The 16,364-nt window shown below is 74.9% G+C and carries 14 protein-coding genes; 2 read left to right on the top strand and 12 right to left on the bottom strand.

Annotated features, from left to right (window positions below; all coding sequences use genetic code 11):
* Window positions 1–566: 566 nt before the first annotated feature.
* From ACR9E3_RS06430 to ACR9E3_RS06415, 4 genes are all read right to left on the bottom strand, one after another.
* A complete protein-coding gene (locus ACR9E3_RS06430) occupies window positions 567–2,114 on the bottom strand; it encodes an FAD-dependent oxidoreductase (RefSeq protein ID WP_460379258.1) in 1,548 nt (515 codons plus the stop codon).
* 108 nt (window positions 2,115–2,222) lie between these two features.
* The gene (locus ACR9E3_RS06425) at window positions 2,223–3,014 is read right to left on the bottom strand and encodes a SigB/SigF/SigG family RNA polymerase sigma factor (RefSeq protein WP_460379256.1); all 792 of its coding nucleotides are present in this window, start codon (window positions 3,012–3,014) and stop codon (window positions 2,223–2,225) included.
* 154 nt (window positions 3,015–3,168) lie between these two features.
* Complete coding sequence (locus tag ACR9E3_RS06420; RefSeq protein WP_460379255.1) at window positions 3,169–4,233, bottom strand: alpha/beta fold hydrolase; 1,065 nt, start codon at window positions 4,231–4,233, stop codon at window positions 3,169–3,171.
* A gap of 154 nt (window positions 4,234–4,387) precedes the next feature.
* Window positions 4,388–6,052, bottom strand: coding sequence for a CocE/NonD family hydrolase (locus tag ACR9E3_RS06415; RefSeq protein ID WP_460379254.1), 1,665 nt, complete (start codon window positions 6,050–6,052; stop codon window positions 4,388–4,390).
* A gap of 160 nt (window positions 6,053–6,212) precedes the next feature.
* Here ACR9E3_RS06415 and ACR9E3_RS06410 point away from each other — a divergent pair, with 160 nt between their 5' ends.
* Both ACR9E3_RS06410 and ACR9E3_RS06405 read left to right on the top strand, forming a co-directional pair.
* Entirely contained in the window at window positions 6,213–7,931 is a 1,719-nt protein-coding gene (locus ACR9E3_RS06410) for a metallophosphoesterase (protein ID WP_460379253.1), read from the top strand.
* An 83-nt stretch (window positions 7,932–8,014) separates the two neighbouring features.
* Window positions 8,015–8,989, top strand: a complete 975-nt coding sequence (locus ACR9E3_RS06405) for a patatin-like phospholipase family protein (RefSeq protein WP_460379252.1) — start codon at window positions 8,015–8,017, stop codon at window positions 8,987–8,989.
* Between the two features lie 66 nt (window positions 8,990–9,055).
* Here the strand turns inward: ACR9E3_RS06405 and ACR9E3_RS06400 are convergent, their stop codons facing one another.
* The 8 genes from ACR9E3_RS06400 to ACR9E3_RS06365 all read right to left on the bottom strand — a co-directional run bounded on the left by ACR9E3_RS06400 (window position 9,056) and on the right by ACR9E3_RS06365 (window position 16,318).
* Entirely contained in the window at window positions 9,056–9,490 is a 435-nt protein-coding gene (locus tag ACR9E3_RS06400; RefSeq protein WP_460379251.1) for a glycerol dehydratase reactivase beta/small subunit family protein, read from the bottom strand.
* Window positions 9,487–11,331, bottom strand: coding sequence for a diol dehydratase reactivase subunit alpha (locus ACR9E3_RS06395; RefSeq protein WP_460379250.1), 1,845 nt, complete (start codon window positions 11,329–11,331; stop codon window positions 9,487–9,489). Before ACR9E3_RS06395 ends, ACR9E3_RS06400 begins: the two co-directional genes overlap by 4 nt.
* A 101-nt stretch (window positions 11,332–11,432) precedes the next feature.
* Window positions 11,433–12,023, bottom strand: a complete 591-nt coding sequence (locus ACR9E3_RS06390) for a propanediol/glycerol family dehydratase medium subunit (RefSeq protein WP_460379249.1) — start codon at window positions 12,021–12,023, stop codon at window positions 11,433–11,435.
* Window positions 12,020–13,732: a propanediol/glycerol family dehydratase large subunit gene (locus tag ACR9E3_RS06385; protein ID WP_460379248.1), complete on the bottom strand. Its 1,713-nt coding sequence runs from the start codon at window positions 13,730–13,732 to the stop codon at window positions 12,020–12,022. The genes ACR9E3_RS06390 and ACR9E3_RS06385 overlap by 4 nt, the downstream gene beginning before the upstream one ends.
* Window position 13,733: 1 nt before the next feature.
* A complete protein-coding gene (locus tag ACR9E3_RS06380) occupies window positions 13,734–14,162 on the bottom strand; it encodes a diol dehydratase small subunit (protein WP_460379247.1) in 429 nt (142 codons plus the stop codon).
* Window positions 14,159–15,052, bottom strand: coding sequence for an MIP/aquaporin family protein (locus ACR9E3_RS06375; RefSeq protein ID WP_460379245.1), 894 nt, complete (start codon window positions 15,050–15,052; stop codon window positions 14,159–14,161). The genes ACR9E3_RS06380 and ACR9E3_RS06375 overlap by 4 nt, the downstream gene beginning before the upstream one ends.
* A 7-nt stretch (window positions 15,053–15,059) precedes the next feature.
* The gene (locus tag ACR9E3_RS06370; protein ID WP_285651775.1) at window positions 15,060–15,464 is read right to left on the bottom strand and encodes a GlcG/HbpS family heme-binding protein; all 405 of its coding nucleotides are present in this window, start codon (window positions 15,462–15,464) and stop codon (window positions 15,060–15,062) included.
* Window positions 15,465–15,658: 194 nt separating this feature from the next.
* Window positions 15,659–16,318: a GntR family transcriptional regulator gene (locus tag ACR9E3_RS06365; RefSeq protein ID WP_460379244.1), complete on the bottom strand. Its 660-nt coding sequence runs from the start codon at window positions 16,316–16,318 to the stop codon at window positions 15,659–15,661.
* Window positions 16,319–16,364: the final 46 nt, after the last annotated feature.

Raw genomic sequence — 16,364 nt, 5'->3', positions numbered from 1 at the left:
GGCCGGGTAACTCCCACCGTGCCGCATGGCGACCCCGCTGCGCAGCCGACACGACGTGAGCGGCCGCGGTCCAGGGGGAACACCCCCGGCGTTCCGGGGGGTCGACCGGCGGGTTCACCCCCGTTCCCCGCACCCTTCGTCTCCCTAGCGTCGATCGCGGCCCCGCCGGTCGGCGGGGCCGTCGGGGACACGAGGACATCGGGAGACGGGGTGCGGGACGTGCGGCGCTGGTGGGCACGAGACAGGCGGACGGCCACCGACACCACCACCCTGCCGGACGCCGGCGACGAGGTGGCGGACACGGACGCAGCGGACGACCGCGTCCCGGTGCGACGCCGGCGCGCCCTGGAGACGCGACTCCCGCGCGAGCAGCGACCGCGGCGCTCGGTCCGCCCGAGCGGTGATCGTGGGTGCTTTCCTGACGTCTGACGTCAGCGTGGACGCCAGGCTGGCACGAGGCCGGGCCCGGGACCGTGCGTCCCCCTCGGCGTGTCGCCGAGGCGAGCGTGTGGCGATCCTGGCCTCACGTGCCAGGAAAGCCGCATCGCTCGAACACCCGCGAGGCCTCAGCGCGGCGCCACGACGCCGGCCAGGCCGGGCGGGGCCGGGGGCATGGCGGCGGTGGCGGGGCCCTCGAGGACGTCGCCGTCGGGGGCGAAGCGGGACCCGTGCAGCGGGCAGTCCCAGCTCCGGGCGGCGTCGTTCCACGCGACGATGCCGCCGAGGTGCGGGCACACCGCGCCCAGCTCGTGCTCGACGCCGCCGACGCGGCAGCGCGCGACCTTGCCGCGCGCGGTGGTCTCGATCCGCCCCTCCCCCTCGGCCAGCGGCTCGCGAGTCGGCAGGTGCGGGCGCGCCCAGCCGGTGGCCAGGTACCGGCCGACCTCACCGTTCGCGCGGGCCAGGGCGGGCAGGGCGGCGGCGGTCGGGGCGCGGTCGGCGCGGAACGCCGCCGACCAGGGGTTGCGGCGGCCGACCACGAGGTCGCGCAGGGCGAGCCCGGCCGCGGTGCCGCCGGTCATCCCCCACTTCGCGAAGCCCGTGGCGACGAGCACGCGCGGCTGCCAGGGCATCGGGCCGACGAAGGGCAGGCCGTCCTCGGGCAGGTAGTCCTGCGCCGACCAGCGGTGGGTGACCGCGCGGACGTCGAAGTGGCGGGCGGTCCAGTCGGCCAGGGCCCGCTCGTGCGCCGAGGTCGGCGTGCTCGCCCCGACGCGGTGGCCGAAGCCGCCGGTGAGCAGGCGCCGCTCGCCCTCGATCACCGCCGTGCGCAGGGACACCGTCGGGTCGTCGGCCCCGAGGTACATCGCCTCGGGCAGCGGTCCGTCGACGCGCACGGCCTGGGCGTACGACCGGGCCGGTTCCACGCGGGCGAAGTACAGGCCGCGGTCGAGCACGGGCACGCCGGTCGCGAGCACGACGCGCTCGGCGCGGACCTCGCCGTCGTCGGTGCGCAGCCGCGGGCCGCCGAACAGCGACACGCCACGCACCCGGGTCCGCTCGTACATGGGGTGCCCGCCCTCGTGTAGCTCCCGGGCGAGGTCGGCGAGGTAGGGCATCGGGTCGAACTGGGCCTGGTCGGGCAGCGTCACGGCCTCCGACACCCCGAACGGCAGGCCGACGTCGGTGCCGAGCACGGCCGGGAAGCCGGCGCGGCGCAGCACCGCGGCCTCGCGGCGCACGGCGTCGGCGCCCGGCGACGAGCGCCCGGCGGAGGAGAACGTCACGGCGTCCCGGCGCTCGAGGTCGCAGTCGGCGCGCCGGGCCCGGTCGAGCAGCCAGTCGAAGCCCGCCCGGTGCGCGGCCAGGTACGCGTCGACGGTGTCCTGGTCGTGGCGCGCGTCCAGCGTCGCGGCCCGCGTCCCCTGCAGCAGCGAGATCTTCGCGGTCGTGTTCCCGGTGGCGACGGCCCCGAGGCGCCGGGCCTCGAGCACCGCGACCTGCAGCCCCTCGCGGGCGAGCATCACCGCCGTCGTCAGCCCGGTGATCCCCCCGCCGACCACCGCGACGTCGACCCGCCGCGTGCCGTGCAGCCGCGGGTAGGTGTCGGGTTCCTCGGCGTGCTCGGGGTCGTGCCAGGCCGAGAGCTCGCGGGCCGGCAGTGGTGGCGCCATGCCGTGGAGATGTCCGCACCGCCGTCGCCACAAACGGGTGGCCTCCGGCCATGTGAGCACTTCGGAGTGCTCCGACACTCCGAAGTGCTCACATGCGCGGAGCGCACCTCAGACCGCGACGAGCTGGTCGGTCGCGAGGTCGTTCTCGATCTGGTCGCGCAGCGCGGCCAGCGTGCGCGAGAGCAGCCGGGAGACGTGCATCTGCGAGATGCAGAGCACGGCGGCGATCTCGGCCTGGGTCTTCTCGTGCACGAACCGCAGGGCGAGCATCGTGCGCTCGCGCTCGGGCAGGTCGCGGACGAGCCCGCGCACCAGCGAGCGGACCTCGACCCGGTCGAGCTCGCCGTCGGCCACCCCGAGGATGTCGACGAGCGCGGAGTCGTCACCGTCGCCGAGCGACTCGTCGAGCGACGCCGGCTGGTACGAGCCGTGCGCCGCGACCGCCTCGGCGACGTCGTCCCGGCTCATCCCGAGGTGCTCGGCGAGCTCGGCGGCCGTCGGGGCGCGTCCGAGCTGCTGGGACAGCGTGGCCGTCGCCGAGCCGACCGCGACGTAGCGGTCCTTGACGCTGCGCGGGGTCCGCACCGACCAGGCCGAGTCGCGGAAGTGCCGCCGGACCTCGCCCATGATCGTCGGGACCGCGTAGGAGAGGAAGTCGCGCTCGCGGCCCGGGTCGAACCGGTCGAGCGCGTGGAGCAGGCCGAGCGAGGCGACCTGCTCGAGGTCGTCGGTCGGCTCGCCGCGCCGCGCGAAGCGACGGGCGATGTTGCGCGCCACGGGGAGGAACGCGACCACGAGCTTCTCGCGGACGGTCTCCCGGCGCGGATCGTCCTCGGACAGGTCCGCGTACTCCTTGAGCAGGGGCACGTAGACGTCGTAATCGCTGCTTCGGCCGGCCATCGGACACCCCTTCGGGGCCCCGGGCACCGGACACTCGTCCGACCAGACGGGGCGCTCGTATCGCGTGAGCTGACCGGCTGGTGTCTGAACCGGAGTTCCTTCGCAGTGTGTCAGTGCCCCGTGACGCCGGTGCTCACACCTCCCCGGGCGGCCGTCAGCGCTGCCGCAGGCCGTCGACCAGGTCGAGCAGCGCGGTGTCGACCTCCTCGTGGTGAGTCTGGTTGACGGCGTGGCCGGCGCCGTCGACGAGCACGAGCCGTGCCCGCGGCCCGAGCTCCTCGGCGATCCGTTTCCCGTGCGCCGCCGGGGTGAGCCGGTCGTCGGCCGCGGCGACGACGGTCGTCGGCACGCGGGCCAGCGCGGGCAGCGCGTCGCTCTCGTCGTGGGCCAGCAGCGAGGACGAGAACGCCGAGGTCACCGACAGCGGCACGCTCTCGGTGACGGTCTGCAGACGGCGGACCTCCTCGTCGCTGGCGTCCGGGGTGAACGCCATGCGCCGCACGAACCAGCGCCCGAGGGCCGAGTCGCGCCACGGGAGGTGGTCGGCGAGCGGCGCGGCCAGGCGCGCGCCCTGGAGCACGGCGGGCAGCAGGCCCGCGCGGCGGGCGGCCGTGTGCAGCGCGCCGAGCGCGCCGTCGGAGATGAGGTCCCCGGCCGACGTGGCGACGAGGAACACCCCGGCCACGCGCGTCCCGAACCACTCCGGGCGCTGGCGGGCGAGCGCGAGCACGGACATCCCGCCCATGGAGTGGCCGCCGAGGACGACGCGCGTGTTCGGCGCGACGGCGTCGACGACGGCGGCGAGGTCGCGCCCGAGCTGGTCGATCGTCGCGTTCGACGGGTCACCCCAGCCCGAGCGGCCGTGACCGCGCTGGTCCCAGGTGACCACCCGGGCGCGGTGACTGAGCGCGGCGATCTGCGGCGACCACTCGTCGGAGTCGACGGTGAAGCCGTGGCTGAGCACGACGACCGGGCCCTGGTGGCCCCGGATCTCGACGTGCAGCGGGACACCGTCTCCCGTGCGCACCCCGTGGACGGGACGCGGGCGCGGGAGACGGCGGGGCGATCGGGGGCGCGACGAGCCGGCTCCCTCGTCGGCGGAGGCGCCGGCGGGCTCCGGGGTCGTGCTCTCGGGCGTGCGCGGGGCCGGGGCGGACGCCGGTGCCGTCGTCGTGGCCCCGGACGCCGCGCCGGCCCGCTCGGTCGGCAGGACGGCCATGACCTCAGGATCGGCGACGCGGAGGACCTCGCCAGGGCGTGGGCCGGTGATGTCGACCAAGGGCGCGTGACGGCCGACGGGCGGTGTGACCCAGGCTGCACGCCGCGGGCGCGTTCACCCTCACGGACCAGCGAGGGCGCCGCTCACCGAAGGATCACCCCACGGTGGTCAGCGTCACCGCCGTGGGGTGGTCGGCGTCGTGCAGCACGTCGCGGGGCTGGCGCCGCAACGTCGCGGCCTCCCCGAGGGGCTCCCCCGTGCCCGGGTGGCGGGAGAACCGGGGGTGGGCACCGCCCGAGACCTGGACGCGCACTCGGTGCCCGGCAGCGAAGCGGTGCCCGGTCGGCCACAGGTCGACGGTCACGGCGCGGGAGCCGTCCGCCGCGGTCGGCGGCGCGCCGGGAGCGACGCGGACGAGGCCGTCGGTGACGTTGACCGACCGGCCGCGGGCGTCGACGTCGCAGACGCGGACGAACACGTCGAGGTGCTCGGTGCCGGTGCGCAGGTGCACGGTCGCCGTCACCGGGCCGAGCGCGTCGACGTCCTCGGTGAGCGGGTCGGAGGTGAACACGACGACGTCCGGGCGGGCCTCGAGCGCTGCCTGGTCCCGCGGTCCCGACTTCCCGGTGAGGATCGGGCCGCCGACCGCGGGGGTCGGGTCGGCGGGGTCGTAGTCGACGCGGGTGCCCCCGCCCGTTGCGTGGGCGGGCGGGGCGTGGGTCGACAGGGACCGGTCGGCGCGCGGGTACCACGTGCGGGGCGCCGCACCGGGCGGCGGCCAGTCGGCGAGGTGGCGGGTGCCCCCGCCGCCGGAGAGCGTGACGGTGACCGGGGTGTCCTCGGTGGTGGCGGCGACGAGGCCGTCGGGGCTGCCGAGGGCGCGGTCGAACGCCGCGAGCGCCTCCCGCATCCCGGCCGCCATCCCCGGCGACGATGTGTGCACCCAGGGGCCGACGATCAGCCGCGGGCGGGCGCCGGCGGCGCGGAGCGCGGCGTGGTCGGCGAGCTGCCAGGGCAGGAAGATGTCCTGCCAGCCGCCGAGCATCGTGACGTCGACGCCGTGGCGGGCGACGTCGGCGACGCCGCCGGTGTAGTCGCGGCGGGCCCAGTACGCGGAGTCGGGGGCGGTCTCGCGCAGCCAGTGCTGGTACCAGTCGACCTCGCCGCCGGTGGCCGTGGTGTCGCCGCCGCGCAGGGGCAGCGCGTCGAGGGCGCGGGCGATGGTCCGCCGCCCCCGCAGCATCCGCGTCGAGCGGGCCCACGGCCCGGCGGCCATCGTGCGCATCATCGACGTCCAGGACAGCGCGTTGTCCAGCGAGAACGAGCCACCCGCGTAGGTCTGGTCGCGGAACGACGACGCGGTGACGAGCGTGCCCATCGCCTTGAGCGAGTCGCCCGCGGCCGGGGCGAGCGCCCACTGCGTCAGCCCCAGGTAGCTCGGGCCGAGCGTGGCCAGCCGGCCGTCGCACCACGGCTGGTCGAGCACCCACGCGACGGTCGCGCGGCCGTCCTCGCCCTCGTCGAACGGCGAGAGCACGCCCCCCGAGTCGGTCGTGCCCCGCACCGACTGGACGACCACCTGATAGCCGCGCTCGGCGACGAGGCGCCCGAACACCGCGCCCACCCAGCCGGCCCGGCCGTAGGGGCTGCGCACGAGGACGACGGGGCCGCGGTGCACGCCCGACGGCCGGTGCAGGTCGTGGCGCAGCGCCACGCCGTCGGGCATCGGCACCGCGACGTCGCGGTCGACGGTCACGCGGGGGGTGCGGGGCGCGGGCAGGTGCATCGCCCGGCGCAGGATCGCGGTCGCGAGGCTCACGATCGTCATCCTGGTGCGCTCCGCGCACGTGAGCAGTTCGGAGTGCTCCAGCACCTCGAAGTGCTCACGTGCCGCAGGCACCCGAGCGTCAGCGGCTGTTCACCGACCGTGCACCGCGAGGCCTGGCGCGTCGCCCCGACGACCGCGAGCCTCCACGGTCGTGACCTACACCCCGCGCGGCGGCGCGCCCGACGTCGGCGTCCCCGCGGACCTCGCCGCCCGGATGAGCGTGGCCGAGCAGCACGAGTGGCTGACGTCCTACCTGCGCCGGCACCCGATCAGCCGGCGCACCGCGCTGCGCGGCGGGACCGGGGTCGTCGCCGCGATGGGCCTGGCCGCGGCGCCGTGGACGCTGTCCGCCTGCGCGCAGGCCGCGTCGGCGCCGGTGTCGGTGGTCGGGCGGCACCTCGCCTACGGCGCGGACCCCCAGCGGCAGATGGCCTTCGCCGGCGAGCTGACCGCGGCGCCGCCGGCGGGCCCACTCGTCGTCGACCTGGGGCGCGACAGCTCGTTCGGGACGACGCTGCCGGTGGAGGTCCGCCGGCTGGTCTCGCAGGTGCCGCAGGCCGACGGCTCGATCCTGGGCAGCGAGCAGTTCTTCGTGCACGCGCGTGCCGACGGCCTCGCTCCCGGCGGGCACTACCGCTACCGCTTCCGGCTCCCCGACGGCACGACCACCGCGGCGGCCGATTTCGTCACCGCGCCCGGGCCGGGATCGACCGCGCCGTGGAGCTTCACCGCGTTCGCCGACCAGGGCGTCGACACCGTGCCGCCGAGCGGGCTGGGCGGGTTCACCAACGGCTACTACAAGCCCGACGACACCCGCCGCACGCCCACGCCGTCGACGACGATGGTCGACCGCGTCGCGTCCCAGCGGCCGGCGTTCCACCTGCTCGCGGGCGACATCTGCTACGCCGACCCGTCCGGCGAGGGCCACGTCGTGCGCAGCAACGGCACCCGCGACGCCCCGACCGGGTTCGACAGCTTCGACCCGACGGTGTGGACGACGTACTTCGGCATGATCGAGCGCAGTGCCGCGTCGACGCCGTGGATGTTCGCGACGGGCAACCACGACATGGAGGCGCTCTACGACGACAACCGCAGCCCGGGCGGCGCGCGCCACGGGTACGGCGGGCACGCCGCGCGTCTCGACCTGCCGGGCAACGGCCCGTCGTCGTGCCCGTCGGTGTACACGTTCCGCCACGGCAACGTCGGGGTCATCAGCCTCGACGCCAACGACCTCTCGACCGAGATCCCCACCAACGCGGGCTACTCCGGCGGCGCCCAGACCACGTGGCTGCGCCGGACGCTGACCGCGCTGCGCGCCGACCCGACCGTCGACTGGGTCGTCGCGTTCTTCCACCACTGCGCCTTCGCGACGTCGAAGTCGCACGCCTCGGACGCCGGCGTGCGGGCGGCGGTGGCGCCCCTGTTCGACGAGTTCGGCGTCGACCTGGTGCTGCAGGGCCACAACCACCAGTACGAGCGCACCAACCCGCTCCGGCGCGGGCGCTCGGTGGTGCAGGCCCCCGACGGCGCGACGGTGCGCCCGGAGACCGACGGCACGACCTACGTCTGCGTGGGCTCGGGCGGGCGGCCGCGCTACACCTGGCAGGACGGCGAGACCGACCGCTACCGCGGCAACCCCGGCCAGGACAGCGGCGTGACCGTCGCGAGCTACCTGGCTCTCGGCGAGGAGAACCACCAGCCCGAGCAGGTCGACTGGTCGCAGGCGCGCTACCTCGACTACGCGTACGTGACGGTCGACGTCGCCCCGCCGCCGGGCCCGGGCCAGCCCACCCGCCTCACCGTCCGCGCCACCGCCGACACCGGCCAGGAGATCGACCGGGTCGTGCTCGAGCGCCGGTCCCGTACGTGAGCGAACTTTGGGCCTATAGCACCGAAGTTCGCTCACGTAGCCCGTTCGGAGGAGCCCGGAGCGAAGCGGGCATGATGCCGGGCGTGCGCGTCCACCCGCTCCTGTCCGTCCTCGCGGCCCGCCGGGCCGAGGGCTCGTGCCCGAGCACCCGCACCGACGGCCACCGGGTCGCGCTCGCGGTCGAGGGCGGCGGCAGCCGGGCCACCTACTCCAGCGGGATGGTGCTCGCCCTCGAGGAGCTCGGGCTCGCGACGTGCTTCGACGCGGTCTACGGCGCCTCGGCCGGCGCGCTCGCGGGCAGCTGGCTGGTCGGCGCCCAGGCCGCCCACTGCTGCGCAGGCTGGTACCGCCCGGGGCTCATGGAACGCGTCACGAGACCCGGGCGCGGCCTGCGCGGCCAGCCGGTGGTCGACGTCGAGTACCTGATCAACACCGTCGGCGAGAAGGTCATCCCGGTCGACTGGCAGCAGGTGCTCGACGCCGAGGTCCCGCTGCACCCGGTGGCCACGGACGTCGAGACCGGCGAGGCCGTCGACCTCCACGACACCATCGTCGACAAGGCTTCGCTGCAGCTCGCCCTGCGCGCCAGCGCCGCCGTGCCGGTGCTCGCGGGGCTGCCGATCGAGATCGAGGGGCGCCGCTACGTCGACGCCGCGGTCGCCGAGCCGATCCCGTTCCGCACGGCGGTCGACCAGGGCGCGACGCACGTGCTGGTCCTGCGCACCCGCCGGGCCGACCAGACCGCGATCGACGCGACGCGCCTGGAGAAGGCGCTGGTGTCGCGGCTCGGCGCGGTCAACGTCCCGGGCCTCGTGCACGTGCTCGGCACCCGCCTGGAGAACCGCCGCGCCGACGACGGCCGCCTCGCCCACGCCACCGCGTCGCCGGGCGACGAGCCGCCGTTCCTGTTCGAGGTCCGCCCGCCCCAGGGCGCCGACACGATCAACCCGCTCGAGACCGACCCCGACGTCCTGCGCCGGGGGATCGAGACCGGGCAGCGGGCGCTGCGCGACGCCCTCGAGCTCGACGAGCAGGACACGGAGCCCCGGCCGGCCTGAGCCGCCGCGCTCCCGAGCGCCCGCTCGCCGCGCTCCCGGCGCCCACGCGGAGCCGGTCACCGGACCTCAGGCGCGGACCATCCGCAGCGGCAGCCCCGCGACGATCCGGGCCGCGTCGGCGCCGAGGATCCGCAGCTCCGGAGCCGTCGCCCCGGCGTCCAGACCCGTGATCGCGTCCGGCACCAGCGCGTGACGCACGACGACGGCACCGTCGGCCCCGACGCCCACCCCGACCTCGAGGCGCGACTCCGAGGCGGCGTGCCGGCCGGCGTCCTGCGCCGCGGGCGACGGCGCGCCCAGCAGGGCGGTCGGGACGCCCTGCTCCTCGGCGCCGGCGCACACCTCCCGCACGACCCCGAGCGGGGCGTCGTCGTGGACCGCGACGAGCACCGCGGGCGGCAGCGTCGGATCGTCGGCGCGGTCGATGCGGCCGTGGCAGCCGGGGCCGCCGGGGCCGCCGGGGCCGCCGGACGACGAGACGCCCGAGAGCGGGCTGCTCACGACGCCGCGGCGGGGACCGGGCCCGCCGCCGTGCCCGCGTGCACGTCCACCAGCCCGGCGGCCACGGCGTTGCGCGGGCCCTCGGTGCCGTGGACGTTGCCGATGCCGCACACGACCCCGTAGGGCGCGAGCGCGTCGGCGACCATGCCCGGGATCTCGAAGTCCAGCGCCGACCCGCCCAGCAGCACCACCGAGCCGAGCAGGCGCAGCGACCCCTGGGGCGCCACCTGCGCGAGCGCCCGCAGCGCGTTGACGACGAACACCCGCCGCTTGGCCTCGCGGCGAACGGTCCGCACGGACTCCAGCGAGCCGCGCACCGGCACCGGCGCGAGCCCCTCCGGGGTCACGGTGACGACCTTGGCGAAGACGTTCGGCGGCAGCGGGTCGGTGAAGAACTGGACCGTGCCGTCCTCGTGGCGCACGTGGAAGAAGCTCTCCACCTTCGCCAGCGGATGACGCTTCACCGACTCGGCGGCCTCGCGGTCCTCGAGCCCCAGCTCCGAGTCGATGAGCTTGGTGACGAGCTCCCCCGCCCCGGCCACGTGCACCGCGGACACGGCGCCGTCGCGGTCGAGCAGCGCCGCGTCGGTGGACCCGCCGCCCATGTCGATGATCGCGATCGGCACCGAGGAGCCCGGGGTCGTGAGCGCGCCGCGCACCGCGACCTCGCCCTCGACACCGCCGATCAGCGTCTCGCACCCCAGCTCGGTGGACAGCGCGTCGGCCACCGCCTGCATCCGGCTGCGGCTGGTGCGCACCATCGCCGCCAGCGCGACGGCGTTCTCCCGCGACACCTCGCCGGCGAGGCCGCCGCGCACCGTCGCCGGCACCACGGTGTCGACGGCGAGCACGTCGCGGATCTGGATCTCCGAGGCCGGCTGGCCGGTCACGTCGGTCATCGTGTCGCGGACGGTCGCGAGCATGCCGCCGACGTGCGTGCCGGACTCGCCGTGCACGTCCGAGAGCGGCGCGACCCGCCCGATCGCCTCCATGATCGCGTCGGCGCCGCCGTCGACGCCGACCTCGAGCGAGCGCCCGGAGCCGGACAGCGTCAGCGTCCCCACCGGGATGCGGCGGTCGGTGACGTCGCCGGCGGGCGTCCGCACGACGACCGCCGACCGGTTGCCCGACAGCGCCCGCGCGACCGGCGAGACCTGGCGGGTCTGCTCGGCGTCGAGGTCGAAGGTCGACGCGAGCCCGTAGGAGTCCGAGAGCGTGCGGATGGTCCGCCCGGGCGGGGCAACCTCGACGGCCGCGAGCATGCCGAGCGGGACCCGGTCGACGGCCGACACCTCGTCGACCACGGGGACGCGGCGGGCGAGGCGGTTGACCACGAGCACCGCGTCGTCGCCGTGCATCACCGCGGCGACGACGTCGACGCCGCGCTCGAGGGCCCGGTTCAGCAGGTGCGCGACGTCGTCGAAGTCCGCGCCGGCGCCGACCACGACGACGACCGGGACGTCGTCCTCGACGGTCGCCAGGTCGTCCAGCGCCACCGTCATCCCGACGCCGAGGCCCTCGCCGCCCGGGGTGTCCGGGTTGTGCCCGATCATCGTGGACTCGGTGATGATCGTTTCGGTGATCGTCTCCATCGCGAGACCGCTGATCACCGGCGTGGCCTCGTTGAGCAGCACCGTCGCCGGCGCGTCGCCCGGCCGCCCCGCGGCGGAGAGCGCCCGCCGGACGGCCGTGACGGCGCCCTTGGTGTTCGCCGGGGTGCCCTTGACGCCCGTCGTCGCCGTCAGCGACGACGCCAACCGGTCGACGCCGTCGTCACCGACCTCCGCGATGCACGCCTCGGTCGTGGAGTTGCCGATGTCGACACCGATGACGAGGGACACCTCGAACCTTCCTGCGAGGGGGCGACGAACGAACGGCGCTCTCGCTGCCTCCGTAGCAGCGAAAACGCCGTTCGTTCACCGAGGACTCCGAGTGCGCCGCCCTAGTCGACCCTGGTGATGACCGGATCGACCTCGACCGCGTTGCGGTCCTTGTCGATGCAGTCGAACTCCTTGAGGTGCAGCAGCGCCGCCTTGGCCTGCCAGCGCGGGCGGGCCATCTGGTCGTTGCGCGTCGGCACCGGCTTCGGCGACTGGCCCTGCGCGTACTGCGCGGCGTTCGCACCGATCATGCGGAAGACCTCGGCGTCGAGCAACGGCGCCTGGGGGAAGAGCTCCAGGTTCGACAGCCGCGCGAGATCGCGCTGGTGGAGCACCGTGGTGCCCCGGGACAGCACGCCCACCGCGATCCCCGAGCCCGACAGCTTGGCCCCGAAGTGCGCGATCGCCGCGAGGTCCGCGGTCCGGTAGACCTTGATGACCCGCGCCGAGCCGCCCCGCTCCTCGATGCCCGCCAAGAGCTGGCGGATCACCTCGGCGTGCGGCACGTCGACGATCGTCTTGGTGAACGGGTCCCCGAACGCCGGGGACAGCGCGATGACGACCTCCTCGGGCCGGGTGCCGCGCTCGGCGGGCCCGACCTCCGTCAACGAGAGCGTCCGGACCGACTCCACCGGCGAACTCGTGGCAGTCATACGACCTCCTCCTCGGGGTTCTCGGCGGAGGTGACGTGCCGGAGCTTCTTGAGCTCCTCCCACCGCTCGCCGGACAGGCGGTAGCCGGTGCCCGGGCCGGCGTAGTCGTTGGCGTCGTTGATCGCGGCCTGCGGCACGAAGTCGGCGTCGAGCACCGCCGCGGTCTGCAGCAGGTCGCCGGAGACGCGCTGGCGCAGGACCTTGAGGTAGTTCTCGGCGACGTCGCCGAACCCGGTGCGCTCGAGGGCCTTGACCAGGTCGAGCCCCGTGATGCCCCGCTCCATGACGCTGCGGGCGCCCTCGAGGTCGGCGAGCACGTCGCGGTCGGGGTAGTCGTCGCTGGAGTCGGCGTAGGTCGCCGCCTCCACCTCCTCGTCGGTGATCGCCGGGAGGTCGAGCTCGGCGAACAGGGCCTGCATGGCGCGGGCGGCCTTGTTGCGGACCTGCAGGATCACGTCCTCGCGCACGTGGCGCAGGCCGCCGTCGACCTGCATGTCGCGCTGGATGACGTTCCAGTCGTCGTAGTCGTCGGTCTCGAGGTTCGACCCGGCGAACATGTTGTCCTTGTTGGGCACCGCGGAGTAGCCGGAGCACACGAAGTCCGTGCCGGGCAGCATCTGCGGCAGCAGCCTGCTGGTGCGGCGCATCGGCGAGTGCGAGAACGACTGGTCGTTGCCCGAGGCGCACTCGAGGTCCATCCAGCTCGCGACGAGGTTCTCGGCCGCCACCGCCCGGATGCCGCCGGGGACCGCGCCGGGGACGCCGATGCACGAGATCGAGCCGTTCTGCAGGCCCTGGACGCCCGCGCCCTTGGCCATGAGGATGCAGCGGATCTCCAGGTACAGCATGGAGCGGCCCTCGGCGTTGCCCATCTGCACCTCGGAGCCGGTGCCCGAGGTGAAGCGCATCTTGATGCCGCGGCTCGCGTAGGCCGAGGCGAGGAAGGCCTTCGACCACGGGGTGTCGTCGCCGTCGACGAACACCGACTCGGTGCCGTAGATCGAGATCGTCTCGGCGTAGGCGGTGATGCCACGCATGCCGAGGTCGAGCTCGGTGGCCTCCTCGAGCGCGCACTGGGTGAGCGTGCCGCCGCGCCCGACCTGGCCGCCGACCTGCAGGCCGATCGCCACCAGCGGCGCGTACCGGACGACGCCGAGGGTGGTCTCCAGCTCGGCGAAGCCGCGCACCGCGCCCTCGGCCGCGTCGGCGGCGACCTGGATCGGGTTGTCCTTCGCGCTGGTCGAGTGCGCCTGGTTGGCCGGGGTGCGCCGCGAGCGGGTCTTCTGGATGCCCATCATGATCTCGACGACGTTCATCAGCTTGACGACCTCGAGGATCTTCGCCGGCGTCAGGCCGCGGCCGAGGGCGACGACGTCGGCGCGGGAGGTCCGCGGGTCGACGAGCATCCGCGCGATCTCCACCGACTCGGTCGCCATGGCGGCCTCGCAGGTCGCTACGTCGATCGCGTGGTCGGCGATGAAGGTGTCCATGAAGTCGAACTGCTCGCGCGTCCGGCCGTCCAGCTCGACGATCCGGCCGTCCTCGACGCGGACACTCGGCGCCGGGTCGAAGTCGGACTCCATCGCGACGAGGCCCTTCTCGGGCCACTCCTCGACGAAGCCGTCAAGGTTCACCGGGCGGGCCTCGAGGATCTCGGTGCGCTTGGACGCCTTGACCGTCGCCTCGGAACGGGGGGCCACTGCGGTCATGTCAGTCCTCCTCCGCGAGCAGGTTGCGGGCCGCGTAGACCTGCGCGGCCTCGCGGACGAGCGCGGCGCACGTGCCGGCGCTGTAGGTGTTCTCCAGCCGCGAGGCCATCTCCTCGAGCTGGGCCGCGGTCGAGGCGTTGGGGCGCAGCGCGTTGTACATCGCGAGCACCTCGGCGTCGGGGATCGCGGTCATCTCCGCGGCCCGGCGGCAGTTCTCGCCGAGCTGGCGGCGCCCCATCGACTCGGCGATGCGGCCCTGCAGGACGAGCGTGTCGGGCGTGACGCGCAGGTCCTCGGCGGTGATCTCGCCGGAGACCACGGCGTCCATCGTGATGTCGCCCAGCGTCTTGCCGGTCGGTGTCCGGAGCAGCTCCGGGCGGTTGATCGAGAGCGGGTAGTCCGCGGGGGTCAGTTCCGGTGCGGCGGTCATCGCGCCTCCTTCTCCGTGGTGGCTGACGGCACGGCGACGTCGGCGGCCGTGACGGGGTGGCGCGGGTCGGCGTTCGCCCCGGCCTCGGCGGCCTCGGGCGTCGGCGCGGGCGCCGGGGTGTCGAGGGCGGCGGGCACCTCGAGGCGCTCGATGAGCAGGACGTAGAGGCCGCCGCCGATGAGGGCGCCGATGATCGGGGCGACGATCGGCAGCCACCAGTACGGCGTGCCGTCGGCGGTGCCCCAGGCGCCGTCGTAGCCCGTGAGCCACTGCGCCAGGCGCGGGCCGAAGTCGCGGGCGGGGTTGATCGCGTAGCCGGCGTTGGTGCCCCAGGCGAAGCCGATGCCCAGCAGCAGGAAGCCGACCATCAGCGGCAGGAGCTGTCCGGCCGCGCCCTGCAGGGTCGCGATCAGCGCGAACAGCACGAACACGAGCAGCGCGGTGCCGACGATCTGGTCGAAGAACGCGGTGCCGATCCCGTGGGTCGGCAGCGTCGAGAAGATCGTCTGGGACTGCGACGTCAGGCCGGGGTCGACCTCCGCGATGCCCGACGCGTAGACGCCGCGGGTGACCAGCGCGGCCAGGAAGGCCCCGAGGAACTGGGCCGCGATGTAGGGCAGGACGCTGCGCCAGGGCAGGTTGCGGTAGACGGCCATGGCGATCGTGACCGCCGGGTTGAGGTGGCCCGCGCCGAGGCGCCCGGCCACGTAGATGCCCATGATCAGACCGGCCACCCAGCCCCACGTCAGGGTCGCCCAGTCCCCGGCGTCGCCGCCGGACACGACCATCTGCGCCACCGAGGCGGTGCCGAAGATGATGAGGATGAAGGTGCCGGCGAACTCACCGACGAGCTCGCGGGTCAGCGGCGAGACGGCCGCGGGTCGGGTCACGGGGTCCTCAGTCCTTGATCGCTGCGACGGCCGCCTCGGCGACCCGGGTGTCCTGCTCGACGGAGCCGGCGCTGACGCCGACGGCGCCCACCACCTCGCCGTCGCGGTGCACGGGGATCCCGCCACCGAAGATGACCATCCCGCCCGCGGTCTGCTCGAGGCCGTAGAGCTCGGCGCCCGGCTGGACCAGCGGCATCAGGGCGCCGGTCGGGGCCTCCATGAGGATCGACGTCAGCGCCTTGCGCTGGGAGATGTCGATGCTGGCCCGGATGGCGCCGTCCTGGCGGGCGAACGCCAGCAGGTGGCCGCCCGAGTCGACGACGGCGACGTTCATCGGCTGTCCGATGGCGTCCGCCTCGGCCAGCCCGGCGTCGAGCATCCGGCGGGCCTCGGCGAGGGTCAGTCCCGGCATGCGGGTACCTCCGCGAGTGGGGTGAGGAGTGGACGCCCTCGCCCGACCGACCCGGGGGTGTGGGGTCGGTCGGGGGGCGGCCGGAACGCCGCCCGGCGACGCTGGACGCTAGGAGCGGGGAGGCCGCGGAGGCCACGGGGACTGTCCCCACCCCGTCCTCTGGGGGATCTCCCCTACGACCTCCGGCGGGAGGCCTACCGGCCCACCACCGAGGCGCGGGTGGCGTCGAGGTGGATGCGCAGGCGGACGCGGGCGTCGTCCGCGTCGCCGGTGTCGAGCGCGTCGACGATCGCCTGGTGCTGGGCGAGGATCGCCTGCGGCCGGTCCGGGCCGCGCTCGAGCGAGCCGAGGTTCATCCGCAGCTGGCGGTCGCGCAGCGAGGCGTAGAGCTCGAGCAGGATCGGGTTGCGCGCGCTCTCGACGAGGACCGTGTGGAACCGTCGGTCGCCCTCGGCGAAGGACTGCTCGTCGGACGCCGCGAGCGCGCCGCGCTGCTCGTCGAGGACGTCGACGAGCGCCCGCGACACTGCCGCGCGCTCGTCCGCCGACGCCGCACAGAGCTTCGCCAGCGCGTGGCCCTCGACCAGCTCCCGCGCCTCGAGCACGGCCTCGACCTCGCTCGGGGACACCGCGACGACGAGCGCGCCGCGCTTGGGGAACAGCCGCAGCAGACCCTCGGCCTCGAGGCGCAGGAACGCCTCCCGCACCGGCGTGCGGCTCATCGCGAGCGTCTCCGCGACCTGGCCCTCGGTGATCAGGTCACCGCCGGGCAGCGAGCCGTCGAGAATCCGGGCCTTGGTGTCCCGGTACGCGCGCTCCTTCGCGGACAACCCCGCCGACACGCTTCCCGTCACCGCACCGCCCTTGCCGTCGAGTCGGCGTGACCCTACTCTCACGCCA

The organism is Actinomycetospora sp. C-140, from assembly GCF_054796175.1.
Note: the sequence above shows the minus strand (reverse complement) of the source record. Positions and strands in the feature narration are given on the sequence as shown.

What these genes read in the sequence shown, in the direction of transcription:
- ACR9E3_RS06385 (WP_460379248.1), bottom strand. Translation starts at nt 13,732, where the DNA reads ATGACCGCAGTGGCCCCCCGTTCCGAGGCGACGGTCAAGGCGTCCAAG.
- ACR9E3_RS06380 (WP_460379247.1), bottom strand. Translation starts at nt 14,162, where the DNA reads ATGACCGCCGCACCGGAACTGACCCCCGCGGACTACCCGCTCTCGATC.
- ACR9E3_RS06370 (WP_285651775.1), bottom strand. Translation starts at nt 15,464, where the DNA reads ATGCCGGGACTGACCCTCGCCGAGGCCCGCCGGATGCTCGACGCCGGG.
- ACR9E3_RS06430 (WP_460379258.1), bottom strand. Translation starts at nt 2,114, where the DNA reads ATGGCGCCACCACTGCCGGCCCGCGAGCTCTCGGCCTGGCACGACCCC.
- ACR9E3_RS06420 (WP_460379255.1), bottom strand. Translation starts at nt 4,233, where the DNA reads ATGGCCGTCCTGCCGACCGAGCGGGCCGGCGCGGCGTCCGGGGCCACG.
- ACR9E3_RS06390 (WP_460379249.1), bottom strand. Translation starts at nt 12,023, where the DNA reads ATGACTGCCACGAGTTCGCCGGTGGAGTCGGTCCGGACGCTCTCGTTG.
- ACR9E3_RS06425 (WP_460379256.1), bottom strand. Translation starts at nt 3,014, where the DNA reads ATGGCCGGCCGAAGCAGCGATTACGACGTCTACGTGCCCCTGCTCAAG.